Origin of the sequence: Psychrobacter sp. Ps7, from assembly GCF_022129225.1 — a bacterium.
In the GTDB taxonomy this organism is placed as follows: domain Bacteria; phylum Pseudomonadota; class Gammaproteobacteria; order Pseudomonadales; family Moraxellaceae; genus Psychrobacter; species Psychrobacter immobilis_A.
The window spans coordinates 1-23,451 of record NZ_JADQAH010000011.1; the positions used below are offsets into that span (position 1 = coordinate 1).

21 protein-coding genes are annotated in these 23,451 nt (G+C 43.7%); 8 read left to right on the plus strand and 13 right to left on the minus strand.

The genetic code is table 11. The features are described 5' to 3' along the window. Positions 1-317: 317 nt before the first annotated feature. The 3 genes from I3257_RS05680 to I3257_RS05690 form a co-directional block, all read right to left on the minus strand. Complete coding sequence (locus I3257_RS05680; protein WP_055125591.1) at positions 318-860, minus strand: acyl-CoA thioesterase; 543 nt, start codon at positions 858-860, stop codon at positions 318-320. 44 nt (positions 861-904) lie between these two features. Continuing rightward, positions 905-1,969: an alpha/beta fold hydrolase gene (locus tag I3257_RS05685; protein ID WP_238049078.1), complete on the minus strand. Its 1,065-nt coding sequence runs from the start codon at positions 1,967-1,969 to the stop codon at positions 905-907. Positions 1,970-2,082: 113 nt separating this feature from the next. Continuing rightward, complete coding sequence (locus tag I3257_RS05690; RefSeq protein ID WP_238049079.1) at positions 2,083-2,694, minus strand: YigZ family protein; 612 nt, start codon at positions 2,692-2,694, stop codon at positions 2,083-2,085. A 196-nt stretch (positions 2,695-2,890) separates the two neighbouring features. Here I3257_RS05690 and I3257_RS05695 point away from each other — a divergent pair, with 196 nt between their 5' ends. After that, positions 2,891-3,595, plus strand: coding sequence for a pseudouridine synthase (locus I3257_RS05695; RefSeq protein WP_045442943.1), 705 nt, complete (start codon positions 2,891-2,893; stop codon positions 3,593-3,595). Between the two features lie 453 nt (positions 3,596-4,048). Then, complete coding sequence (locus I3257_RS05700) at positions 4,049-5,113, plus strand: disulfide isomerase DsbC N-terminal domain-containing protein (RefSeq protein WP_238049080.1); 1,065 nt, start codon at positions 4,049-4,051, stop codon at positions 5,111-5,113. A gap of 137 nt (positions 5,114-5,250) precedes the next feature. On the opposite strand, the gene I3257_RS05705 is transcribed toward I3257_RS05700, so the two are convergent. Continuing rightward, positions 5,251-6,045: a DUF2939 domain-containing protein gene (locus tag I3257_RS05705; protein WP_238049081.1), complete on the minus strand. Its 795-nt coding sequence runs from the start codon at positions 6,043-6,045 to the stop codon at positions 5,251-5,253. A gap of 301 nt (positions 6,046-6,346) precedes the next feature. Between I3257_RS05705 and dnaJ the strand changes: the two genes are divergently transcribed. From dnaJ to I3257_RS05720, 3 genes are all read left to right on the plus strand, one after another. Beyond that, positions 6,347-7,483: a molecular chaperone DnaJ gene (gene dnaJ / locus I3257_RS05710; RefSeq protein WP_238049082.1), complete on the plus strand. Its 1,137-nt coding sequence runs from the start codon at positions 6,347-6,349 to the stop codon at positions 7,481-7,483. 182 nt (positions 7,484-7,665) lie between these two features. Further along, on the plus strand, positions 7,666-8,514 hold the full coding sequence (dapB, locus tag I3257_RS05715; protein ID WP_238049083.1) for a 4-hydroxy-tetrahydrodipicolinate reductase: 849 nt from the start codon (positions 7,666-7,668) through the stop codon (positions 8,512-8,514). Between the two features lie 111 nt (positions 8,515-8,625). After that, the gene (locus I3257_RS05720) at positions 8,626-9,579 is read left to right on the plus strand and encodes a hypothetical protein (RefSeq protein ID WP_238049084.1); all 954 of its coding nucleotides are present in this window, start codon (positions 8,626-8,628) and stop codon (positions 9,577-9,579) included. A 92-nt stretch (positions 9,580-9,671) separates the two neighbouring features. Here the strand turns inward: I3257_RS05720 and I3257_RS05725 are convergent, their stop codons facing one another. From I3257_RS05725 to erpA, 8 genes are all read right to left on the minus strand, one after another. Next, positions 9,672-10,847, minus strand: a complete 1,176-nt coding sequence (locus I3257_RS05725; RefSeq protein WP_238049122.1) for a type III PLP-dependent enzyme — start codon at positions 10,845-10,847, stop codon at positions 9,672-9,674. A gap of 164 nt (positions 10,848-11,011) precedes the next feature. Beyond that, positions 11,012-11,566, minus strand: a complete 555-nt coding sequence (gene def, locus I3257_RS05730) for a peptide deformylase (protein WP_238049085.1) — start codon at positions 11,564-11,566, stop codon at positions 11,012-11,014. A 314-nt stretch (positions 11,567-11,880) separates the two neighbouring features. Beyond that, positions 11,881-12,135, minus strand: coding sequence for a GlsB/YeaQ/YmgE family stress response membrane protein (locus I3257_RS05735; protein WP_055125583.1), 255 nt, complete (start codon positions 12,133-12,135; stop codon positions 11,881-11,883). Between the two features lie 410 nt (positions 12,136-12,545). Further along, entirely contained in the window at positions 12,546-14,051 is a 1,506-nt protein-coding gene (gene mpl / locus I3257_RS05740; RefSeq protein ID WP_238049086.1) for a UDP-N-acetylmuramate:L-alanyl-gamma-D-glutamyl-meso-diaminopimelate ligase, read from the minus strand. A 426-nt stretch (positions 14,052-14,477) separates the two neighbouring features. Next, positions 14,478-15,116: a copper resistance protein NlpE N-terminal domain-containing protein gene (locus I3257_RS05745; RefSeq protein WP_238049087.1), complete on the minus strand. Its 639-nt coding sequence runs from the start codon at positions 15,114-15,116 to the stop codon at positions 14,478-14,480. 489 nt (positions 15,117-15,605) lie between these two features. Continuing rightward, entirely contained in the window at positions 15,606-16,133 is a 528-nt protein-coding gene (locus tag I3257_RS05750; RefSeq protein WP_109590535.1) for a disulfide bond formation protein B, read from the minus strand. A gap of 69 nt (positions 16,134-16,202) precedes the next feature. Then, positions 16,203-17,777, minus strand: coding sequence for a glutamate--cysteine ligase (gshA, locus tag I3257_RS05755; protein WP_238049088.1), 1,575 nt, complete (start codon positions 17,775-17,777; stop codon positions 16,203-16,205). Between the two features lie 349 nt (positions 17,778-18,126). Beyond that, entirely contained in the window at positions 18,127-18,507 is a 381-nt protein-coding gene (erpA, locus tag I3257_RS05760) for an iron-sulfur cluster insertion protein ErpA (RefSeq protein ID WP_045443732.1), read from the minus strand. A gap of 467 nt (positions 18,508-18,974) precedes the next feature. On the opposite strand from erpA, the gene I3257_RS05765 reads away from it, so the two are divergent. Beyond that, a complete protein-coding gene (locus tag I3257_RS05765; RefSeq protein ID WP_238049089.1) occupies positions 18,975-20,996 on the plus strand; it encodes an ATP-binding cassette domain-containing protein in 2,022 nt (673 codons plus the stop codon). A 110-nt stretch (positions 20,997-21,106) separates the two neighbouring features. On the opposite strand, the gene I3257_RS05770 is transcribed toward I3257_RS05765, so the two are convergent. Beyond that, positions 21,107-21,469: a septal ring lytic transglycosylase RlpA family protein gene (locus I3257_RS05770; protein ID WP_238049090.1), complete on the minus strand. Its 363-nt coding sequence runs from the start codon at positions 21,467-21,469 to the stop codon at positions 21,107-21,109. Between the two features lie 572 nt (positions 21,470-22,041). On the opposite strand from I3257_RS05770, the gene I3257_RS05775 reads away from it, so the two are divergent. Then, positions 22,042-23,025: a DnaJ C-terminal domain-containing protein gene (locus tag I3257_RS05775; RefSeq protein WP_238049091.1), complete on the plus strand. Its 984-nt coding sequence runs from the start codon at positions 22,042-22,044 to the stop codon at positions 23,023-23,025. Between the two features lie 92 nt (positions 23,026-23,117). Then, the gene (locus I3257_RS05780) at positions 23,118-23,441 is read left to right on the plus strand and encodes a chaperone modulator CbpM (RefSeq protein ID WP_060490155.1); all 324 of its coding nucleotides are present in this window, start codon (positions 23,118-23,120) and stop codon (positions 23,439-23,441) included. Positions 23,442-23,451: the final 10 nt, after the last annotated feature.

Genomic DNA, 23,451 nt, shown 5'->3' on the forward strand with positions numbered 1-23,451 from the left:
ACCATCAATATCACTGAGGCAGAATGACCTTTTTTAAGTGCCACACCTGCCATCGTAAATGCTAAGGTGATTTTGCTTGGATTTGATTCACTATTATCAAATAACGTACCGACATAATCCGTCGTGTTAGCCATATTATTCTCCTTATAAGACTGTTTTAATTAGATAGTATTTAGTTGAGCTGAGTATGATGCTCACTACTATCCTAACATTTAATATATATATTTATATAATGTATTGTTAGGAAATAGTAGTTATAAGGTTAACTGATTGTGAATAGGTGTTTGTGACTTATGAATAAAGCTGAATAATAAATGCTAACTTTGCGGTGGCCACGGACGATCAGCATCACTGATGATCCATTCTGCCACATAGCCACTCGGTGGCAACTGCCAATCTGCTTGCCCCAATGAGGCTAGTACACGTGCTGTTTCTATCACCTTACCTTTTTCAGTTACGCCCGTCCGCAGTAGCGCAGAGGAGCAAGGTTTGCCCTTTACCCACATCGACTGCTCGATATATATCCAACGCTCATCAAAGCCGACGATATGCGTTTTCATGGTGACCTTATCAAAAGCGCGAATGCGTTTGCGATATTGGATGGTACTGCCAGCGACGACCAAACCCCAACGCTGCTTGAGCAGTTGACGTCCAAGCCCGCTACGCACCGCGAAGTCAGTACGACCCATATCAAAAAGGGTAAGTACGCGACCATTATTCATCTCTAAGAAATTATCAATATCTGTCAGACGACAGCGAAAGCTAATCTCGCTGGTATCTTTAAACGTTAAGGTATTGCCTTTTTTGACTTGTAGCGCGGCGTGGGCGATGGTGCTAGCATAACGGATAAAGGGATACATAGTGCAATCTCAAAAGAGTAAAAGGTAAAGTGAGTATTTTTATTTTAGGGCTTATTAGATGCTACACCGATATGATTAAAATAAGCGCTCACAGTTTCAGGTATCCAGTTGATATCAAATCTTGATTTTTTATAAAGATGCGGTGACTTGTCTTTATCAGAGTGATAACGAATAAAACCCACATGCCCGCCATGCTCAGTGTCTAAAATAGTGACACTGTCAGACACATCGTTTGGCGTGGCGGTAAAACCAAGGAAAGGGTCGTCTTTGGCACTAATAAGTAACAATGGTTTCGTTACTTTTATCAAATAAGGCAGGGCTGATGAGGCTTGATAGTAGTGGTTATTAGAGCGGTAGCCGTGACGCGGCGCGGTAAAGATATCGTCAAAGTCACTGATGCGATTGACCGCTTTGATCGAGTCAATCTCCTCTTTACTGATGTCATTGGCTAAGGCTTTTTTGATAATCGGGTTGAGCAAATAAGGGGTGTAAATTCGATGGCTCAAAAAGCTGTGCATACTAAGCGCCGCCGATGACATATCAACGGGAGCGGAGATGACCACAGCGCCTTGGCAGATTGCTTTATCACCATATTCGCCCATGTATTTCGCCAAAGCATTGCCGCCCAGTGATACCCCAACCGCATAAATATTGGCGTACTGCTGACTTAGGTTTTGCAGCGCGTGATGCACTTCATCCGTGTCACCCGCGTTATAAAAAACCCGACCATTAGCAGGAATGCCGCCACAACTGCGGAAGTGCGCCACCACAAAGTGCCAGCCTTGCGCATGTATTTGATGCGCCAAAGCACGTGCATAATGGCTGTCGCTACTGCCTTCCATACCGTGGAATAGCACGATTAATGGCGTTTGCTCACGTCCGCCATTTTCTACGGTGGCGATAGAATGCGCATCATAAAAGTCATAAGCAATATCACTTTCATCCAACGAGTCTTTTTCGACCACACGGCGATAAGTGGGCGCTTTAGGGGCAAAAAACTTAGGCAAGATGCTTTGCAGATGCGGATTGGTCAGCCAAAAGGGCGGTTTAAAAGGCGCTGGAGAGAAGGGTTGGCTCGGTTTTGAAGTTGGCGAATTTGAGGTTGGCATAAAGGTATCTTATTTAATGGGCGTTAAAATCATCTTTAACAATCAGTGCCTTATCATACCCATGACAGTTATCAAAACCAATAAGATTTAGTGAATGCTCAGTGAACGCATGGTTACTCATTTGTTTTTTGCGATTCATCTAATACTCGTCCATCCATCGCTAGACGTTCTTTTAAATGGTCGATATCTGCCTCAGCAACCGTCACGGTCAATGTCACTTGTTTACTATAAGCGACATCATCGATACTGCCACCTAAGCTATCGACGATATAACGACATTGTGCTTCGGTCGCAAACTCTGCCATTATCTGCACTTGCGCCATCGGCACATAAGGCAGCAATATCATCTGGTCGACGACTGCTTGCGCTGCGCCTGCATAAGCACGGGTTAGACCGCCTGCGCCCAGTTTAATACCACCAAAATAACGCACGACGATAATAATGACGTTACCGATCGCTTTATGCTGCAACACATTTAATATAGGTCGCCCTGCCGTACCATTCGGTTCACCATCATCATCAAAGCCAGCACTGGTGGTGTTATTGGGATCACCAATGATATATGCCCAGCAGTGGTGGCGCGCATCGGCATATTGCTCACGTAGTTGTTCCACGTGAAACATTGCCTGCTCACGCGAGGTTACAGAATAAGCGTAAGCAATAAACTCGGATTTTTTAATTTCTAAGCGCGCAGTGACAGCGCGTTTTAGCGTTTGATAGCTCATATTTCATCAGGTCTAGGTTGGATATGGTAAACTTGTCTAACTTTCACTGTCGTCCATATTGGGTGCAGTGTTCATTTAATTTTTTATTATAGTACCACTTCTGACCCATGAAGATAGCGGACAAGCTCAGTGTGAATGCTGGTGTCGTTAGCTGCTACGGTAAAGTAGGTATCATCAAACGAATGGTAGGCAATATATGCGTCTAGATAAATTTTTGAGTAAAGCCACTGAGCTATCGCGTAAAGAATCCAAAAAAATTCTGCACGCTGGTGAAGTGACGGTAAATGATCAGGTCATCAAAGACCCAGGCGTCCACGTCGATGTGGTCAATGACGACGTGATTTGGGCAGGCGAGCCATTATCGGTCGCTGCGGGCAGTCGTTATATTCTATTACATAAGCCTGAAGGCTTTGAATGTACGCTAAAAGTGAAAGAGCATCCAATTGTCACTGAGCTGATTGCGGTGCCAGAGCTTGGTAGTTTGCGCATTGCAGGGCGTCTCGATGTTGATACGACCGGCGCATTATTGATGAGTGATGATGGTAAATGGTTGCACCGTGTCACCAGCCCTAAGCATGAACATGCCAAAATTTATGAGCTGACTTTAGCAGATGCGATGGATGAAGCGGCGCAAGCCAATGCCGTCAAAGAAGTCGCTGAAGGCATCCTTTTAGAAGGCGACCACGAAGAAACAAAACCTGCGGTTCTCGAATTCATTGACGAGACGCATGCGCGTTTGACGCTTGAGCAAGGTAAATATCATCAAGTAAAACGGATGATGGGTTACTTTGGCAATCGAGTGGTTGAGCTGCATCGCGCCAGTGTCGGTCATATTACTTTGGAAGGATTAGAGAAAGGCGACAGTCGCTTTTTAACACCTGAAGAAGTCGCTAAGTTCTAAGTTTTTCATCTTGAAATGAACTCGCAAGCACTTCTTTACAATCAGCAGCCACTCAACAGTGTGCTGCTTTTTTTGACCGTAGTGTTTGACCATGGTTTTTAACTGTAGTTTTTATCTATCACTTTTACCCTGTTATGTCTCGCGTGCACACTGTGTTGCCTATCTCTTAAAGCTCAGTAGCAGTTTTGCAAAATTGAGCCGTTAAACCTTTGCAAAAGTGTTCCTTGTGCTAAAGTCTGCCTATCTTTTTTTAATCTATTTTTTTACATAATATCGTTATCTTTATTAAAAGTAGCTATTGTTAGAAACCGATATTGTTAGAAGCGAGTATTATTAGAAACGGCTATTCTTAAGATTGAGTGTTGTTAAAATTAAAAGTTATTAAAAATCGTTGTTACTGAAACGAGCTGTTATTAAAAGCTGTTTTTGTTAAAACCAGATAGGACCGTCTCTGTGAAATCATCTCTATTAAAATCTGCCAGTTTAATTGGCGCCATGTTATTGGCAACCACCGCCTGTGCCCAGTCTAGTGATACTGCCGCTACTGACCAAAAAGCTAGCCAGAGTACTCAAAATACAAAAGCTGCTGGCACTGTTAGCAAGTCTGTTGACAGTCGCTTGCGCCAATTGCTTACTCAGGCAGGGATCAAAACACAAATTAGCTCTATTGTGCCGTCCAACTTGCCCAATATGTATCAAGTCAATTTGGCGGGGCAGTTGCCTTTGCATATCACTGAAGATGGCAAATATGTCATTCAAGGCGAGCTACAAAAGAATCCAAGCAATCGTGTAGTTACCAAGACACCAGCGCGTAGCACCAGTGCGCAGGCAGGCAAACCTGTCAGTGCGAGTGTCAAAGCTGATATATTGGCAAATATGGATGCGCTAAAAAATATGAGCACTAAGACGCCATTTTTTTATACCGCAGTGCCAGGCGTGATTTGGGGTGCGACATTAGAAGGCGTGCCTTTTTTACTATCGGATGATGCGCAGTATATTACCGATGGTGAGATATCAGTGATTGAAAATGGTCAGTTTATCGGGCTCGATGAGGAGTTTGAAAAGCGTAAAAATCAGTCTGTGTTTGCAACTTTAGATGAAAGCCAGCTGATTAATTATCCAGCGACCGACCCTGAGAGAGCGGTTATTTATGTAGCCAATGATGTCAACTGTCCTTATTGCCGTCGCTTGCATCAACAGCTACCGATGCTTAATGCCAAAGGTGTGACGGTTAAAACCATTGGTTATCCGATATACGAGCAGTCCCCTGAGCAAATGCGTGGCATTTGGTGCCAAGGTGACGAGGACAGCCGTCGTAAAGCTTTTGATAAAGCAATGTTGCAGGGTGAGATGACACCGGCACCAGCAAGTTGTACAGCCGATCATGTGACGCCCAATCGCGAAAAAGCGGCAGGGCTTGCGGTGATGGCAACGCCTGCTATTTACCGTGAAGATGGCGTGTTGTTTCAAGCGAGCTTTGAGAGTCCTGAGTTTTTAGAATTTTTGGGCGTACAGTAGCTCACATAGATGTTTAATAAAGTTATGAATAAAAAATGTGTTAAGAGATGATATTCCTTAATATTGATAAAAAAACCGCCACATAAGTAATCTATGTGGCGGTTTTTTATTGCCTCTAACCGTTAGGGGTAGCAAGTCTATTGTGGCAACACGATATCAACGATTTTCCAATCAATTAAGCCGTTACGCTGCATCTCGATGGTGAGCGGATAACCTTTTACCTGACCGCTAATAGTGAAGCAATTAATACCACAATAGCCCAATGTTGGCTTGTCACTGTCCGACCCTTGCGCTACCTGTTGCTCCAGTTCAGCGGCTTGTTTTTCCATGATTTGCTGCATTTGGCTTTTGACCACTGCATCTACATCACCGCGCTGGATGATAATATTTTGAATCAAATTTTTGAGATCGACTTGATTACTGGCGATTGCCCATGCAGCGGCCAGTTCTTTGGTCGCGGTGTTAGCCTGACCTTGGGTATCGATAACTTTTTCGATATTTTGTGGCGTGATAGCACCATCCACCGCCTGCGTGATAAAGCTATTGGCGGCTTGGGTCAATGGCTCGCCGCCCAACTCAGCGACCAATGGATAATTGGCCATAGTCGCCGTAAACTGACTGGTGAGTTGGTTTTGGATACTAGGTCGCACCTGCTCATAGTCGATCGCTGCGGCGATGGTCGCGCCGTCTTTGGCATCGTAGGCATTTTTAAGCTGATAAGCGCTGTAATAGGGCGAGCCTGCATAGACAGCGACGGCAATGACGATTAATAAAATAATCAGCTTCTTCATAAAAATCAAACCCTTATCGCAAAACAAAAACGTAATGATGGGCAGATTTAATACTGGTGAGTATAAATCTAAAACCCCAAAAATATAGCGATAAATATTAGCATGGCTGAGCCTTTTTAAGGTATGAAAACCTTTGTTCATTCCTTAATAAAACCTTTTTGTATGGCCAAGCGCACTATAGTGGATACTTTCCCTGCCTAAGCGCTTGATAAATCGCCATAGCATCTCCATAAATAGCGCAAACTTTTAATAATTGATTTGGCTAAGCAGCATCCCGCCGTATTCGCTTGTAAGATTCATAGCAGTATCACCTATTTTCTCTCACTATTTATGATGTTTCATGTGAAACCTTTGAGTGCCATAGTGAGTCGTATTAAGGTGGTGGTTGACTAGAACTACTGAATCGACTGTCCGGTGGACTGTAAAGACGATAGGAGAGCCCATGAGTAAGCGCGATTTTTATGAAGTATTAGGTGTGAGCAAGACCGCTGAAAGCAAAGAAATTAAGCGAGCTTACCGTAAGCTGGCTATGAAATATCACCCTGACCGTAACTCTGATGATCCAGATGCTGAGGATAAATTCAAAGAAGCATCCATGGCTTACGAAGTACTAAGCAGCGAAGAGAAGCGCTCTGCTTACGATCGCATGGGTCATTCAGCCTTCGAAAATGGTATGGGCGGCGGCGGCTTTGGCGGTGCAGGTGGTGGCAACTTCCAAGACATTTTCGGTGATATCTTCGGCAACTTCGGCGATATCTTCGGTCAGCAGCGTGGTGGTGGCGGTGGACGTTCGCGCCGTGGTTCTGATTTGCGTTATGTGATCGAGCTGACTTTAGAAGAAGCGGTACGTGGCAGCAAAAAAGAAATCAGTTTTACGGCACCTGCGCCGTGCGATACTTGCGATGGTAAAGGGGCAAAAAATGCCTCTGATATCGTGACTTGTCAGACCTGTCATGGACAAGGTCAAGTACGTATGCAGCAAGGATTTTTTGCCGTTCAGCAGGCTTGCCCACATTGCGGCGGCACCGGTAAACAAATCAAAAATCCGTGCTCTGACTGTCACGGTAATGGCGTTAAAGACAAATCACGTACGCTAGAAGTGTCTATCCCAGCGGGTGTTGATGATGGTGATCGCGTTCGTCTAGCAGGCGAAGGCGAAGCGGGCGGCGCGGGTGTACAAAACGGCGACTTATACGTTGAAGTACGGGTAAAACCGCATAATGTCTTTACCCGTCAAGGGGCTGATCTCTATATGGATGTACCTGTGAGCATCACCGATGCGGCACTAGGTAAAGAGGTCGAAATTCCAACCCTAGATGGCAAAGTAAAAATCAAGGTTGCAGAAGGCACGCAAAGTGGTAAGTTGCTGCGTGTGCGCGGCAAAGGCGTGACGCCAGTACGCACCACCATGAAAGGTGACTTGATTTGCCGTGTGGTTATCGAAACCCCAGTGAACTTAACTCGCGAGCAAAAAGACCTGTTGCGCCAGTTCCAAGATACGCTTGACGGTGATAGCAAGCATCAGCAGTCGCCACATAAGAAGTCATTCTTTAAAAAGATTGGCGACTTATTTGATTAACTGAGTTGTTTTAATCATCCGTTTGGTTAAATGACTAGATACAAAACCCCCAGTGTTTCACATGAAACACTGGGGGTTTTTATTGACGTTATAAAAAACCATTCAGGTGGTGATATTTGCTAAACTTAGCATCATAACATTTAAAACCTTTCTTATTAATATAGAGCTTTTAGGGTAAACATATGAGCCAACAGATAACAGCGCAAGAAAATACAAATAAACAAGCCATCAAAGTCGGGGTGATTGGTGCTGGTGGTCGTATGGGGCGTATGCTAATAGAAGCGGTACAAGACAACTCGCAAACGACATTAAATGCCGCGATAGAACGTCAAGGTTCAAGCCTTGTCGGCGCGGATGCTGGCGAAGTCGCCGCTATCGGTCGCTTAGAGGTGCAAATTGTCGATGATTTAAAAGTTGTCATTAATGACATCGATGTACTGATTGACTTTAGCTTGCCTGATGCTACTGAGCAAAATATGCAGATTTGCGCTGAAAACAATGTCGCGATGGTTATTGGGACGACAGGATTCAATGAGCAGCAAGAGCAAGTATTGGCAAAAGCCAGCGAGAAAATTGCGATTGTCTATGCTGGTAACTACTCAACAGGCGTTAATCTGTCATTAAAGTTACTCGGCATGGCCGCGAAGGCATTTGGCGAGGATGCCGATGTAGAAGTCATCGAAGCACACCATAAGCATAAAATCGATGCGCCATCAGGCACAGCATATATGATGGCAGAAGCCGTCGCAGAAGCTCGTGGACAGAATCTAAAAGACGTCGCTGTTTATGGCCGCGAAGGACAGACGGGCGAACGCAAAGCAGGTACTATTGGTATTCATGCCATTCGCGGCGGTGAAATCATTGGCGATCATACCGTGATGTTTATTGCCGATGGTGAGGTGGTTGAAATTACCCATCGTGCCCGCGCGCGTATGACTTTTGCTGCGGGTGCTGTACGTGCCGCTATTTGGGTTATCAAACAAGAAGTTGGGCAATATAATATGCAGGACGTGTTGGGTTTAAATGACTAGTTTTTGAGCAAGTAAGGTTTGAGTGATTAGAGTTTATTGCTTGCCGTTTGCTGCTTTATGGTTGCTGAGGATAGCTTATTGATAAAGTGGAATGACGGTTAGGAGTCAAGCATGGATAAGTTTAGCAAGAATCTAATAGCGAGTTTTAGTCGCGGTGTAGCTGTTGTTATGGGTGCCAGAAGTATCAAATCTGCCAACAGCGTCAAGACACTCAAACCTAGAAAAAGTACGCTTTACGGTAGCCAAATAGCATTTGCCCTCAATTTGACGGTAGTGCCAATAGTCGCACAAGCAGCTACTTTTCAAACCTACGTCATTGATACCTATGGCGGTGATGCATTATTACCTGCTGTTCGTCAGCAACTGAATAATAGTCGTGACGGTGGTACGGTTACTACCTATCAAGACAAGTTAGTGTTGCATACGACAGCCGCTAACTATCAGGCGGTACAGCAGTTATTGACTCAGATTGACGGTCAGCCACAGGCATTGACGGTCGCTGTGCGTGTTGGCAACAATAGCAGCGTCCAAGGTAATATTCAGCAAGGGCAGGTCATTGTTAGCAACCTTGGTATTCAAGGGTCAGGGATTATTCATCAGAGCAATAGCCAACAGCAAACAAATAATTTATACCAAGTACAAACCTTGTCAGGTAGTGCCGCCAGCATCAGTACAGGGACGCTTTATGCGCTGAATCAAACCTCTGATGTAAATAGTTATACAAATTATAAAAGTCCCTCAGTACAGATTGTCATTCAGCAGCAGGTATTGCTACCAACGACGCAAGGCATCACGGTTACGCCAAAATTATTACCGACTGGTCAAGTCGAAGTAACCTTGTCACAAGTTGAAGAAAAACTCGCACGCTCCTATTCAACTTCTCAGAAAAATAGTAATCATGCCATTCAAGGTCAACGATTAGACACGACCATTATTATCCCACGTAATCAATGGATAACTATCGGACAAATCTCTCAAAGTAGCCAAAATCAACGCGCAAGTTATGGTAGCAATCGTGTCATTGATAGCACTAAAAACACACCAATTTGGATAATGGTGCAGTAGCCTTGCATCAATTACTATTATCTTTGGTATAAAAAAGCGCGATACTGTAATGAGCAGTATCGCGCTTTTTATCGATAATAATCTATTACAGATTAGTCAACGTAGATCACTTCTAACGGTGGAAAACCATTGAACTCAATAGATGAGTACGAGTTAGTATAAGCACCCGTGGTCAACCAAAAGATTTTATCACCAATCTCTAGCTCTTCTGGCAATTGATAGCCCGCTTCTTCATACATGATATCGGTCGAATCACAAGTAGGACCTGCCAGTACCACAGTGCCTTTGCTGGTGGATGTTTCCATCTTAGGCGTATAAACCGGATACTTGATGGCCTCTCCCAATGTCTCGATTAAGCCTTGGAATAAGCCCACATCGGTATAGACCCAACGCGTTAAATCCGTGTGCGACTTACGCGAGATAAGCACCACATCACTGACCAATACGCCCGATCCACCAACCAATGAACGACCTGGCTCAAGGATAATCTCAGGCATGTCCTCTTCACTATAGTCGTCTGTCAAATAACGAGTGATCTCTTCAGCGTAGACTTTTATAGGGTTCACTTCACTGATATAGTTGGCTGGAAAACCGCCACCCAAATTGATCATTTGTAGCTTAATATCTTCTTCGTTTTTCATCCAGTCAAACATGTATTTGACCTTGGCTAGCGCATCATCCCAAGCGGCAACGTCCTTTTGCTGACTACCGACGTGGAATGAGATGCCATAAGGCACTAGACCCAAATCACGAGCTTGAATCAACAGCTCAATCGCCATATTGGGATGACAACCAAACTTACGAGACAATGGCCATTCAGCGGTCTCAGAGCCTTGTACTAAGATACGCACAAAGATTTTTGAACCAGAGGCGTGCTTGGCAATATTTTTTAGATCCGCTTCTGAGTCGGTCGCATACAAGTCAATACCTTTTTCAAAGGCATATTTGACATGCTCCGCTTTTTTGATGGTATTGCCATAAGAGATACGCGATGGCTCAACGCCGCAGTCTAGTACGCGATCAAGCTCATAGATGGAGGCACAATCAAAGTTCGAACCAAGATCAGCAAGCAAGTTAATCACTTCAACAGCAGGACTGGCTTTCATTGCATAATGGATTTTAGCATTGGGAAAAAACCCAACCATTTCGTGATATTTGGTTTTGATACGGCTAAGGTCCACGACCAAAAATGGCGTCTCGCGACCTTCAGCAGCTTGAGTGAATTTCTGCCAGCCGGCAGGGTCAAAATATTGGTCAATTTTGATCATGGTCATGGTAGGAAACCTTTAATAAAGACAGTAGGTGTTAAAGAGTAAATGCTCGCATCACGTCATTGTCATCTCACATTAGTGTCATCACGCATCTCACAGGTGATAAAACCTTGCGTCCATGCTGATTAAATGACGTAAAAATAGCTTAGATAATGAATGGGCTAAGAATGGCTGGGCTGTGGCTGTTTATCCGCCGTTTGTTCACTTTGTTTTTCGCGTATTTTAACGATTTTACGCACTTTATCGCGAGCACGAGTTTGCTTGAGACGTGATAGGTAATCGACGAATATGACCCCATTTAAATGATCCATTTCATGTTGGATACATACCGCGAGTAAGCCTTCTACTTCTTCATCGATTTTTTGACCATTCTCATCTAAGGCTTCAATACGCACTTTATTCGGGCGCTCAACACTGTCATAGACTTCAGGTACGGACAAACAACCTTCTTCATAGGGCTGTTTCTCTTCCACCAATGGTGTCACCTTTGGGTTGATAAAAACTCTAGGGCTATTTTTATCTTCAGACAGATCCATGACGATGAGCTGAATATGGCGATCCACTTGGCTTGCCGCCAAACCGATACCTTGTGCCTCATACATCGTCTCAATCATATCAGCGATTAAGGTTTTGATTTCAGCAGTCACTTCCTTAACAGGCGTAGCAATAGTACGCAGGCGCGGGTCTGGGTAATTTAAAATAGGGAGTAAAGCCATAACGCTCACCTCAATGATAGGGATAAAATAGGGTTGATATTATAGGATAAATGGGGACAAAAGTAATGCTTATCAATACTTTCGCACAATTATTGCTTTTTATCATCGTAAAAAATCAAGGAGGTCGCTTTTATTATAGGCATAAAAAAGCCCTGCAATTCGCAAGGCTTTTTGATTTATATAAGCTAGATTAGATGTAATCTGACTTGCATAAGTAGGGTTGCTTTTTAGCAAATTGAGTTTAGTGGATCAAGCCACTTCTGAGTCATTAAAGTCACTTTGTGCAACCAAAACATCTGAGAAAAAGTGCCAAGTTATACGCCACGTTTGCTCATAATCATCTCATAGATAAATAACAGGATGATCGCACCGATTACTGAGAATATCAAACCAGTAAATCCGCCATCAGCATTTATACCGATGAGACCAGCTAAGAAGCCACCTAATAAAGCACCGACGATACCCAATACAATTGTCATTATCCAGCCCATCGGGTCGCTACCTGGCTTGATGGCTCGTGCCAATAAACCTGCAACCAGACCTACAATAATCATCCAAATAAAGCTCATATTATTCTCCTAATTTATTATCATTTATAATAGTTAATCAATTTTGATAAGCTCATTGTAAGCACTGTATAGACGTAAAGGTAAGCGCGAAATGTTACCAGTGTATGAGCTATGTGAGGAAAATCGTAGATTTGCTAATATGCAGGTAGAATAGGTAAATGAAAGGTTACAAAGGTAGTGAAGTCGAAAACGCCGTTTATATATCAAAGCATTTTTGGATATCGACGCTCCCTAATACTGATACTCTCTAATACCGACGTTCCAATAGTAATCGCAATTAATCAGAAAAAGTTGATCATAAAAAAACGTTGCTCATTTATAATAAGCAACGCTCTTATTTGACACCAGAACTAAACCAGCTAGATTGTTTGTTGCGTAGCTTTATTAAGTAGCTTTATTAAGTGGCTTTATTAAGTGGCTTTATTACGTAGCGCAGTTAGTAAACGTTGATGAATACCTTCAAAACCGCCATTCGACATAATCACAATGGCGTCACCCGCTTTTGCGTGTATGTCGATATGCTCGATGATAGCATCGATACTAGAGAGCACCTGTTGGTTGCCCATGTTAGGATTTGCGCTATTGGCATTTTCAATGACTTCTTTTAAACCCCACTCCAGTCCTGTCGGCTCATACCATAAGGTATGATCGGCGAGAGCAGCAGACTCAGCCAAGCTGTCTTGATGAATGCCCATTTTCATGGTGTTACTACGTGGTTCAATAATAGCCCAAATGCGTCTGTTCGCCAGTTTTTTCTTGGCACCATCTAAAGTCGTAGTAATGGCTGTAGGATGATGGGCAAAATCATCAAAGACTAAGATATCATTGACATCGCCAATCAGCTCCATCCGACGTTTAATGCCCGCGAATGCTGATAACGCCGCGCACGCAGTTTTAACACTGACGCCGATGTTATAAGCTGCTGCGACAGCAACCAAGGCGTTATTCACATTATGCATGCCGCTCATCGACCAGTCGACGACGCCTGTGGCTTCTTCATCAGCAACATCAGCCGCAAAACTAACCGCAAATTGACCACCATCTTCGCTGATAAGTTCAGCTTGCCATTCGCTACTATCTTTCACATGCTTATCTTTTGCGTGGGTATTATCTGCCGCTGAATTCAATACTGCGGTCCGCCAAACGGGTGTCCAAACCCCTTTCGCTAACGCCTCCTCTAAGCTGGTGGTCGCTGTGGGCATAATGATTTTGCCCGTGCTTGGAATCATGCGCACCATATGATGGAATTGGGTCTGAATAGCATTGAGATCCGTAAAAATATCCGCATGATCAAATTCTAGGTTATTTAAAATAGCCGTACGCGGACGGTAATGAACGAACTTTGAACGCTTATCAAAAAATGCAGAATCATATTCATCTGCTTCGATAACGAAATAGCCAGTATTTACCGAATCGTCATTATCAATTTTATCCGCACCCAAATAACTGCTGTGAGCGAAGACGTGCTGTAAATGCTCATCAGTGGTATCAACCAGTGGCACACCGCCGATTAAAAACCCAGTGTCGATACCCGCATAGTGCAATATCCAAGCGAGCATAGTCGTCGTCGTGGTTTTACCGTGAGTACCGGCAACGGCTATCACATGACGCGATTGTAATACCTGCTCAGATAAAAACTGTGGTCCTGAAGTATAGCGTAGACCTGTGTCCAGCATATATTCGATGACATCCATACCGCGCTTCATGGCATTACCAACGACGACTAAATCTGGTGCTGGTTGTAAATGCTCTACCAGATAGCCTTGCTCAATGGTCACGCCCGCGTTTTCCAGTTGGGTGGACATCGGCGGATAAACGTTGGTATCTGAGCCCGTGACCGTATGCCCAAGCTCGCGCGCTAGCAATGCCAGTGAGCCCATAAAAGTACCACAAATACCAAGAATATGAATATGCATAGACGTTCCGTACGAGCTTAAATTAAAAGAATAAAAATGGAGCATTATCCCAAAAGTTACCGATATTAACCGTGGTGTATTCTAGGATACGCTCAACCTAATGATCATCAGTCTTGGCTATAGTTAAAATATTATAAATGGCGACGGCGTTAACCGTGCTTCATGCACCAAACGTACTATTGACGTCCGCTTGGCTTACCTCTACTTTATATTGCTTCAACCCTATATTCTGTCACAAAAACAGCATAGGTTCGCCAAATAGCAGCGTCGAAAATAAGCACTTATTGTAAAGTAAACACCGCATGATGACCAATAAAAAACGCCCAGTAAGTAGGCGTTATTAAAAGAATGGTTTGGCTCATTGAGCATCACTATATTCAGAGCACCTAAAATTTAGAGCCTCTAAATGTTTATGCCGCTATTTTATTATTTACGCGACAGGGTATAGTCATTGTTAGGTTTTTTATGTTCATCGATTAAAACAAGATGATTGTCTTGAATATGATACGCTTCAATGTTTTTGTCTTCATAGACAATCGTAATCATATCATTGTCTTGACGATAAACACCAGGCTCAAACAGGGGTGCATTCGGCATTTCGGGGTTATTATCTATACTGGTTTTTAGCACTGAACCATCAGCGAACAAATTCAATGTAATATCAGTGCTATCACAAGATTTACAGGGTACCATGCCACCATAATCGCCCATTAACGTGGCTTGTAACGTGCCATTACCCGGCTCTGAGCGTGTCAGCGATTGATGGGGATGTGCACCGTTACTCGATTGGGCAGCCGCAATCAGCGATTGTCCTTCTGACACTTTATCTAGCTCACTACCCGCATTTAATAGATTGGTCTCTGGCAAGTTCTCTGCGCTAGCTTGTGCGCTGTTCTCTTCTACATGATCGATAGGGGCGACCTTAGTCGTCATACCTTTATCGCCGCTAGACGAGGTACTATCACAGCCGATGAGCAGCACACAGAGGGGCAGCGCTAGCAAACAACGACCACCGCGTTTGAGGATAGTTAGCGTGTTAGAACAAGTAGGCAAAAAATATATCATGGTCACACCAAAAAACAGTTTTTTAATAGTCATTCCAAAGGATTATCGACACTATCGACAACTCAATACGTTGTCAAAAAGGAAAGATAATAGGAATTATAAATGTTTAAATTAGAGTAGAAGACTACGAGACTACAAGTGCCATCTGAGGCTAGGCGGCGAGAAGAAGCTATCGGTAGCCTATCGCCAATCAGTCAACAGTGATGGATATTTAAAACGCTATTTTACCCATCAAAAAGCAAATAAACTGTGTCAAGATATCAAAGGTTAAAGATATCTCTGTGGCCTTTTTGTTATGATAGGTTTAGCCATGAGCTAAGAATAATGGTTTAACATTGATAGATATGACGAACGAAAATTATCGGAGATATTTAATAGTGGCTCATTAAAGAACAGACGTTTAGTAATAAACACGCCTGTTCGTTTGGAAAAATGGATCTAGCAAAAACGAAGGATATAGCAAAAAGCAACGTATGGGCTAATTCGCTATCAAGCAAGGCGGCTAGGGGCAACAGGTCGTAAAATGCGCCATAATATCAACACGTGTACCACCAATAGCAGAATAAATAGAATCAAAGATTGTTCAGGAATACTTAGACCCATAAATGTCCACTCAACAGAGGCACATTCGCCAGAGCCCGCAAAAACTTCTTTAAATACTTGCAAAATCGGTAGCGTATCTAACCAATAATCCAGCCCTGGACCACAAGAAGGTACTTGGTCGGCAGGTAGATGCTGTAGCCAAACATGACGTCCAGCCACGGCGGTCGCCCAACCGATACCTGCTAAGCTACCAAGCCACAATACCAGTCTAACTGCCTTAGATTTAGGGTTGAATAATGCCGCTATCAAAGCAAAACTGCCCATGATTATGAGGCCAATACGCTGAAAAATACACAGTGGGCAAGGCGAAAACCCCATATAGCGCTGTAAAAAAAACAGCGCAAAACTCATACCTATTACGGCTATTATCACCAAAAATATTTGCAAATTGCGGTAAGTGGTCAGCTTTAGCATCGGGCAGTTACTCTTATAAAGTAGTCATCTATACACATTAAGTGGCGGTCAGAATTTAGCAATCAAAGCTTAGCGATATTGCTGTAAAAATTCCATAAAATCTTCAGTTTCGGCTTTTTCAATCTCAGCTTGCTGTAATATTGATTTTTCTGCCAACACTTCATATTTGGCTTGGGTGTTTGGGCTAAGCGTTTGCTGTAACAAAGACTCACGATGCTGCTGCGCCAAGGTAAAGCCAAGCTGCCATAAGCTGCCTAAACGCTGACTATCAGAGTTTACTTGTGCTGAAATAGTCGATTCAGAATGTCCTGCTTTGCCTTGCATTAACGCGACTGCTGCCCGGTAATCGTTGCCGCCATAATGCGCATCAAGTAGCGCGGCAAGTGGTTGCATACGTTCTAAATGCACCAGCATCCAGCTCTCAAGCAGTTGCTCTTCGCCGTTGTTTATAATGTGTAAGCCTTCGCGACGACCTTCGTTTACCACGCGCTCAAGATTGATGGCTAGGGTCTCTTCTTCCTCAGGTAATAGATCAGGTGAGTCGCTCAGCAGACAGTACAGCGCCATGACCTCTAAGAAACAGGCGCTAGATAGACGAATACCGACATCGCTATAAGGGTCTAGATCGATTGCACGGAACTCAACATAAGCGATACCGCGGCGCTCTAATGCTTCGGTCGGTGTCTCGCCGCTCATCGCGATTTGTTTGGGACGAATAGGGCTATAGTATTCATTTTCTATTTGTAAAATATGATTGTTGATTTGGATAGGGTTGCCATCGGCATCATCTAAGCCAAGCTTGGCAAAGCTTTCGTGCGGAGTCTGAATCGCACGGCGCAGTCCATCGACATACTCTGGCAGATAGTTATAACGAATATCGAGCTGTTCTTGCACACTATTGGTATAACCAAGCTTGCCCATACGTAGGCTGGTGGCAGCAGGCTTATAATAAGTTGAGTCGTTCAGCAGCTCTAAATCATGCTCACGACCAGCTAAGAAACAAGGGCAAACGCTAGGGCTAGCACCCAGTAAATACAGTACCAAACTGGTCAGACGCTTAAAGTTACGGATAAGCCCTAAGTACTTTTCGTTTTTAAATTCTGTCAGCGTTTGCGCTTGTGCAGCAGGTATTTCAGCTTGCCAGACTTCAAATAATCCGTCACCAAAAGACAAGTTATAATGTAGACCTGCAATCGTTTGCATGCGGCGACCATAGCGAATACCAAGCCCGCTACGGTATAGCGTCTTGAGCTTACCCGTATTAGAGCTGCCATAATTAGCCAGTGGGATGTCTTCATCATTCGATGACAGCATACAAGGCATAGACAGCGGCCACATCAACTCACCTTCAGGCATGGCTTGATAGACCAATACATGCAACTGACGCAGCATGTTTAGCGTCTCTTTTGGTGAGGTTTTGGGGTCAGTAATTAGCTCAAGTAGGCTTTCTGAATAATCAGTTGTGATAAACGGATGGGTGAGCTTTGAGCCAAGTTTGGCTGGATGCGGTGTCTGAGCCAAGTAGCCATCGGGTCTTACGCGCAGCCCTTCTTTTTCGATACCGCGGAGCATGCCCGTTAAATGCTTGCTATCAAACCAATTAGGAATGTCAAAATTCACAAAGCTACTCGCAAAATTACTCATAATAGTCATCTATTGTTATTTATTATGGCGGCTCAAAACACGACTGGCGTTTGACCATAATGAAGGTAAATATTGGATTAAGAATGCCGTCAGTTTAGCTCAAAGCTGCCCTGAAAACCACGGACAATTACAAATACGATAAGCTTTACAGGCGCTCATTCCTCTTGATTTTAATAGGTATTTCCATAAAAAATTTTATGCACAGCGCGTTACTGTTTTCTAAAAAACGCATAAAACAAGAAGCGTCTACCTACGAGATAGATGCTTCAAAAGTACGACGTTAAGCGGTTTATGATAGCGTTGACTGACGAGGAAGGTATCTTGATCAAAAGTCATGCATCTCGCCAACTTAAATAGAGAAGGATGAGCCACAGCCACACGTGGTGGTGGCATTTGGATTGGTGACGATAAAGCGTGCGCCCTCTAACCCTTCAGTATAGTCAACGGTAGAGCCTTGTAAATACTGATAGCTTAGTGAATCGACGACCAAGGTTACATCGTCATTATCAAAATTGGCATCGTCTTCATTGAGCTCATTGGCAAAGTTAAAGCCGTAAGAAAAACCTGAGCAGCCGCCGCCCGTCACATAGACACGTAACATCAGATCGCTGTCGCCTTCTTCTTCACGTAGACGTCGCACCTTTTGTGCAGCGCTATCGGTTAAGCTTAAAACCGTTGGGTCTACTGGCTGGCTGGCGCTTGGATTAAATTGGTTGGCTGATTCGTTCATATCTACCTCAGTTGCTAGGATCAAATGCGGTCGTCCAGTTAGGGTTTGCAATGAAATAGTTGCAAATAAAGATACGCACGGCGTTTGATTCAATTGGGTGCTGTTATTATGGCGCTGCTATTGGTATGACTAATGGCGCATTATAAATATGATATCTGTGTCATTACAACGATTTGGTTGATAACGGGCACTTATCTCATCGCAGTATATCATAATGGGGGTGTTGATTCGTTTGTCAAGAGTGACGCTACTGGCTGAAGGTGGCTGATTGATACTAGCGGTTATTATCCCCATAAACTCATGCTAAGAGAAAGACTTTTTGTGCGAATAAACACTTGGTTTTGAAATAGTTATTTAATCGTTTGCCTATGGGGCAAGCGTTTGAAATAATAGCCGCCAGTTAACATGCCAGATGTGTGTTTTTTATTGCCTTATATTTTATATTACTGTTGAGTTGAAGAGATTATATGATCGAATTTAAAGACGTTGGTGTTCGCCGTGATGGTCGTGAGTTGTTTGCAGGGGCAAGCTTCCAGCTACATCCGGGCCACAAAGTTGGCTTGACGGGCAACAACGGCACCGGCAAATCTACCTTATTTGCCTTATTGTTGACGCGAATGGGCAGAGGAGATACCGAGGTCACGCTTGATAGAGGTGAAGTCAGTATTCCTGATAGCTGGCATGTGGCGCATATGGCGCAGGAAGTCGGCGCTACGACGCAGTCTGCAATCGATTATGTATTGAGCGGTGATGAGCAGTGGTATGAGATTAATGCTTCTTTGAATGATTTGAGTAGCGTTAGTGATGAGCAGATCGGGGTATTGCATCAGCAGTTTGATGAAATTGATGGCTATCGTACGCCGACTAAAGCGGCACAAATTATGGCAGGTCTTGGTTTTAATACCAGCCAGCATGAATTGCCAGTAGAAGGGTTTTCGGGTGGTTGGCGCATGCGTTTGAATCTCGCCAAAACTTTGATGAGCCGTGCAGACTTAATGTTACTCGATGAGCCGACCAACCATTTGGATTTGGATGCGATTCTGTGGCTTGAGACGTGGATCAATGCCTATACTGGTCTGGTCATCGTCATCTCGCATGACCAAGCCTTTTTGGATGCCACCGTTGGTCATATCTTGCATGTCGAACAACAAAAAATCACCCTTTATACCGGTAACTATCAGCAATTTATCCGCACCCGTCACGAGCGTATGGCGCAGCAGCAGCAAGCGTTTGAAAAACAAGAAGCGACTAAAGCACACTTGGATGACTTTATTCGTCGTTTCCGTGCTAAAGCCAGTAAAGCTAAGCAAGCACAAAGCCGTATCAAGCAGCTTGAGCGCATGGCTGAGCTGTCACCGATGATGGCGGACAACCCGTTCTCTTTCCGCTTCTATGAGCCAGCAAATATGAGCTCACCACTGATTGAGCTGACCAAAGCGGATATTGGCTATAGCGATACGCCACTTTTATATAATGCCAATGTGCAAGTGACGCCGGATACGCGTCTTGGCTTGCTAGGTATGAATGGCGCTGGTAAGTCGACCTTAATTAAAGCCTTAGTCGGTGAGCTTGGCGTATTAACAGGGACGTATCGTGTTTCGGATACCCTGAAATTAGGCTACTTCAACCAGCATCAAATGGATATCTTGGATGCCAAGGCCACGCCTATAGAGATGTTGCGTCGTCTAGCCGGTAAAACCTCTGATGCGATGCTACGCTCGTTTTTAGGCAGCTTTGACTTCCGCGGTGAGCGTATCGATACGCCGAGTGAGCTATTCTCTGGTGGCGAGCGTGCGCGTTTGACGCTGGCATTGATTGTTTGGCAACGTCCGAACGTTCTGGTACTCGATGAGCCGACCAACCATTTGGACTTACAAATGCGCCAAGCGCTGACCATTGCCTTGCAAGGATTTGAGGGAGCAGTGGTACTGGTTTCGCATGATCGTGAGTTGATTGCCAACGTCTGTGATGAGCTGTTTTTGGTACATGATGGTCAAATCGAGGAGTTCGATGGTGACATCAGCGACTACGGTAAGTGGCTGGCAGAAAAGCGTAAGCAAGAGAACTCATCAGATAAAAGTACCAGTAAGAAGAAAAGTAAAAAAGAGAGTAAGAAATTCGTTTCACGTGAAACAGATAATGGTCAAGTGAGTAATAAAGCACCTGATAATTCATCAAAAAGTAAAGCGACGACGCCTGCGCTTAGTAAAGATGCGCAGCGCAAATTGGCGGCTGAACAACGCAAACTCACCGCGCCTATTCGCCGTGAGATAGAAGAGATAGAAAAGGCATTGGCTAACATTGATGGACAGCTCGTGACGCTTGAAGAAAAACTGGCTGATACGGATTTATACGAAGAAGGTCGCAAGTCTGATTTGCTGTTATTACTTAATGAGCAAACGGCATTGCAACAGCAGCACAGTGACAATGAAGAAAAACTATTGCTTTTGATGACGACATTAGAAGAAATGGAAGCGGGTTTTGAGTAGAGAGCTGTTCGTTGTAGTAAATAGCAGGTTTTGATTGTTTTTTAAGCTATTTTTACTTGATTGAGACAGTCAAAAAAAGGGAGAGCGCTGGCTCTCCCTTTTTTATTACGTTATTCCTTACGGTATTTACCATCACCATAAGACAGTATTTCCATTGTGGTCGTACATAACTGACAGTTTATTTGACCAGCAGCGGCTTTCGATAAATCCAAAATACGACCCCGAATGAAAGGGCCTCTATCGGTGATTTTTACGATTACACTCTGCTTTGTCTTCTTGTTGGTCACTTGTACCTTCGTACCAAACGGCAACGTGCGATGCGCAGCGGTCAAAGAGTTCATGTTGAAGATACTACCACTAGCAGTGCGTTTACCGTGGAACTTACTGCCGTAATAACTGGTGTTTCCAGCGAAAACGGTGGTACTCAGCAATAGTGATAATGTGATAACCAAAGACTTGATTAAATAAGACATTTAATACCTTTAAGCAATTTATAAAATAGACAGATACACTTGCCTATGTTATTCATACTCCCTATGAGTACAAACAATATATTCATTTTACAACACATACTTTGTCATATTCTTACGGTTCTGTAAAAGAACTACCAAGGTCAAAACGCTCATTTATGCGCGCTAGCTAGTGAATACCAGTGATCTGTATGTAATTGTTTTAAATAATGATTTACATTGTTAATGGTATTTTTGGCTTGACTCTCTATTTTTTCATTAGGGCGAGTGTTAAATTGATATGACGTCTGTGGTTATCAAAGAATAATAATGCCAGAATCATAGAGAAGTATGCCAATGCAGTGACAAAGGCGAATCATAATGTATTAAGTGCTTCAAACAACTTAAACACTGCTGTTGTTCGGCACTATTACTGGTAATATTCGTATAACGGTATTGAATTTTTATATTACTATCATTATTAGATAGACTATCGTTACCACCTGTTATGTCGCAGTTGAATAAATTTCCGTACCATATCGTTTAAAATGGGCATACCAGTATCATTAACATGCTTTTATGTTGAGGACAAAAACATGGCAGAGAAAAATTACTATGACATTTTAGGGGTCAAAAAAGACGCGTCAGCTGCAGATATTAAAAAAAGATACCGTAAGCTTGTCCGTCAATATCACCCTGATGTGAGCGATGATCCAGATGCAGACAATAAGATTGCTGAGATTAATAATGCTTACGAAACTATTAGAGATAAAGAAAAGCGTGCTGAATATGACGCCATGCTAGACAATCCCTTTGCTGGTCAAAGTGGTGGTTTTGGTGGTCAATCTGCAAGTGGCGGGCAAGGCGGCTATCGCTGGGAAGATATCAAAGATCAGTTTGGTGAAGGCGAAGCTTATGGCGATGGTGGCTTCCGCTTCGATGACATCTTTTCGGCATTTGGTCGCGGTGCACGTGGTTCAGCTGGTGGACAATCGCAGCGTGGTGGTTTTGGCTCGCAAGATAGTAAAGGTCAAGATCAACATGCAGAGATTACGGTTGATTTGGCGTCCGTTTATAATGGCGACGACTACAGCATTAAGTTGAATGTCCCTATTCGTCAACCGAATGGCAGTGTCGAGTATGACAACAAAACGCTGAAAATTAAAATCCCTAAAGGCATCACTGATGGCAAGCAAATTCGCCTAGCAGGGCAAGGTGCCGCTGGTATTGGTGGCGGAAAAAATGGCGATTTATTTTTAAAAGTAAAAATCCGTCACGCAGACAATATCCGTATCGAAGGCGCTGATGTTTATCAAACCGTCAATATAGCGCCATGGGAAGCGGCGTTGGGTGAAAAAATCAACGTCAGTACGCCAGCTGGTACGCTTGCTGTGACTGTGCCTAAGAACAGCAAGTCTGGTAGCAATTTACGCCTAAAAGGTAAAGGTATCCCTGCTAAGCAAGCGGGTGATTTGTATTTAACCTTAAACATCGTGAACCCTGATATCAGCACTGAGACCGCGACCCAAGCTTATGAGCAACTAAAACAAGCCTTTGCCGATATCAATATTAGTCGTTAATGGCCACCAAAAATTACTCACATTGAAACACTGTAATAGAGATGAAGACCATACGATAACGATGAAATAAAGAGCAAACGAGGATAATAGCTATGAAACACTCGCCTGAATTTACCGACATTATCATGAGCTTGGATGAGCTGGTATCTGCCTGTGGCCAAGAGCGCCAATGGGTCATCGAATTGATTGAAGAGGACATCATCGAATATGATGTGCCGGAACGTGAGCAGTTCACTGGTTATCAGCTGACGACAGTGCGCCGTGCCTCGCGCCTTAGCCGCGACTTTGAAGCCAGTGTTCCTGCGATTGGCTTGATACTTGAGCTATTGGATGAGCTCGAACAATTACGCCAATTTAAACGCCAATTAGACATGCAGACACCAGTGATTGAAATTGAAATCGATCCTTTAAAATAATTTATTTCCC

Coding starts and splice junctions, on each gene's coding strand:
- I3257_RS05735 (WP_055125583.1), bottom strand. CDS start 12,135: ATGAGCTTTATTTGGATGATTATTGTAGGTCTGGTTGCAGGTTTATTG.
- I3257_RS05685 (WP_238049078.1), bottom strand. CDS start 1,969: ATGCCAACCTCAAATTCGCCAACTTCAAAACCGAGCCAACCCTTCTCT.
- I3257_RS05725 (WP_238049122.1), bottom strand. CDS start 10,847: ATGATCAAAATTGACCAATATTTTGACCCTGCCGGCTGGCAGAAATTC.
- I3257_RS05690 (WP_238049079.1), bottom strand. CDS start 2,694: ATGAGCTATCAAACGCTAAAACGCGCTGTCACTGCGCGCTTAGAAATT.
- mpl (WP_238049086.1), bottom strand. CDS start 14,051: ATGCATATTCATATTCTTGGTATTTGTGGTACTTTTATGGGCTCACTG.
- I3257_RS05765 (WP_238049089.1), top strand. CDS start 18,975: ATGATCGAATTTAAAGACGTTGGTGTTCGCCGTGATGGTCGTGAGTTG.
- I3257_RS05680 (WP_055125591.1), bottom strand. CDS start 860: ATGTATCCCTTTATCCGTTATGCTAGCACCATCGCCCACGCCGCGCTA.
- I3257_RS05695 (WP_045442943.1), top strand. CDS start 2,891: ATGCGTCTAGATAAATTTTTGAGTAAAGCCACTGAGCTATCGCGTAAA.
- I3257_RS05780 (WP_060490155.1), top strand. CDS start 23,118: ATGAAACACTCGCCTGAATTTACCGACATTATCATGAGCTTGGATGAG.
- I3257_RS05770 (WP_238049090.1), bottom strand. CDS start 21,469: ATGTCTTATTTAATCAAGTCTTTGGTTATCACATTATCACTATTGCTG.
- I3257_RS05705 (WP_238049081.1), bottom strand. CDS start 6,045: ATGAACAAAGGTTTTCATACCTTAAAAAGGCTCAGCCATGCTAATATT.
- gshA (WP_238049088.1), bottom strand. CDS start 17,777: ATGAGTAATTTTGCGAGTAGCTTTGTGAATTTTGACATTCCTAATTGG.
- I3257_RS05745 (WP_238049087.1), bottom strand. CDS start 15,116: ATGATATATTTTTTGCCTACTTGTTCTAACACGCTAACTATCCTCAAA.
- dnaJ (WP_238049082.1), top strand. CDS start 6,347: ATGAGTAAGCGCGATTTTTATGAAGTATTAGGTGTGAGCAAGACCGCT.
- erpA (WP_045443732.1), bottom strand. CDS start 18,507: ATGAACGAATCAGCCAACCAATTTAATCCAAGCGCCAGCCAGCCAGTA.
- I3257_RS05720 (WP_238049084.1), top strand. CDS start 8,626: ATGGATAAGTTTAGCAAGAATCTAATAGCGAGTTTTAGTCGCGGTGTA.
- def (WP_238049085.1), bottom strand. CDS start 11,566: ATGGCTTTACTCCCTATTTTAAATTACCCAGACCCGCGCCTGCGTACT.
- I3257_RS05775 (WP_238049091.1), top strand. CDS start 22,042: ATGGCAGAGAAAAATTACTATGACATTTTAGGGGTCAAAAAAGACGCG.
- dapB (WP_238049083.1), top strand. CDS start 7,666: ATGAGCCAACAGATAACAGCGCAAGAAAATACAAATAAACAAGCCATC.
- I3257_RS05750 (WP_109590535.1), bottom strand. CDS start 16,133: ATGCTAAAGCTGACCACTTACCGCAATTTGCAAATATTTTTGGTGATA.